Annotated in this window: 1 protein-coding gene; it reads right to left on the reverse strand. The window is 63.8% G+C overall.

The window, feature by feature from the left end; genetic code table 11:
* A partial coding sequence (locus ACYVOK_RS34390; protein ID WP_460666788.1) for an IS481 family transposase occupies positions 1-893 on the reverse strand: 893 nt, incomplete at its 3' end.
* Positions 894-1,037: the final 144 nt, after the last annotated feature.

Genomic DNA, 1,037 nt, shown 5'->3' on the forward strand with positions numbered 1-1,037 from the left:
CCGAGACTACCATGTGGTCGCTGCTGATTGTACCAGGTCAGCCACCGCGGCAGGTCGGCCACTCTGGACTGCGATGAGCTGAACGGGATCGCATAGGCCCATTCCCGCAGAAGCGTCTGGATGAAGCGTTCGGCCTTGCCATTGGTCTTGGGCGTATAAGGCCTCGTGCGGATGTGCCGGATCCCAAGCATCCTCAGAGCTTTGCGGAACAGCCGCGCCACGTAACCGGACCCGTTGTCCGTCATCACCCGCTCGACCCGTATGCCGCGCGCTCTGAACCAGCGTAGCGCCCGCACCAGGAAGGCTGTGGTCGAGCGGCGGGTCTCATCCGGCAGCACCTCAACATAGGCCAGCCGAGTGGCGTCATCGATGGCTACATGAAAGCAGTCGTAGCCTGCTCCTGTGCTCGGGTTGCGCCGATCACCCGTGATGCGATGGCCTACGCGCTCAAAGCGGGCCAGCTTCTTGATGTCCAGGTGGATCAGTTCGCCAGGGTGCTGGCGCTGATAGCGCCGGGGTGGCTGCTTCGGCTCTAGGGCTATCAGACGACCCAAGCCCCGTCGGGTGAGCCAGGCGGCTACGGTGGAGCGGGCCAGCTTCAGTTTGCCGGCGATCTCCTCGGCGGTCAGTCGATACTCCCGCCGCAGCATCTCCATCACGCCAATCCAGTACTCGCCGGTTCGATTGGCAACGGTCCTGGGACGGGAAGAGCGGTTGTCCAGCCCGCTTGGCCCTTCCGCCCTGTAGCGGGCCAGCCACTTGCGGGCGGTGCGCTCGCTGATGCCAAAGCCTCGGGCCACCGCTCGGAGAGGTTGACCGTCCTCAAGGATGCGGCGGATCATTTCCGCTCGACCCAGCCGGGTCGTGCGGGCATTCTGGTGCGGGTTGTTCATCTCTCAGGCCCATCGGTAATCGTGTCGCAACGACCACCTTCAGGCCCTCAGACGGGATGAACAACCTCCTCAGATCTCACAGCTAGACCGCTTTGCGGCCAAGCTGACAGCGCTCGCGATTTGTGGGACAGTTCGTCCGCGTCG

The sequence above is a fragment of the Kribbella swartbergensis genome (assembly GCF_054784135.1).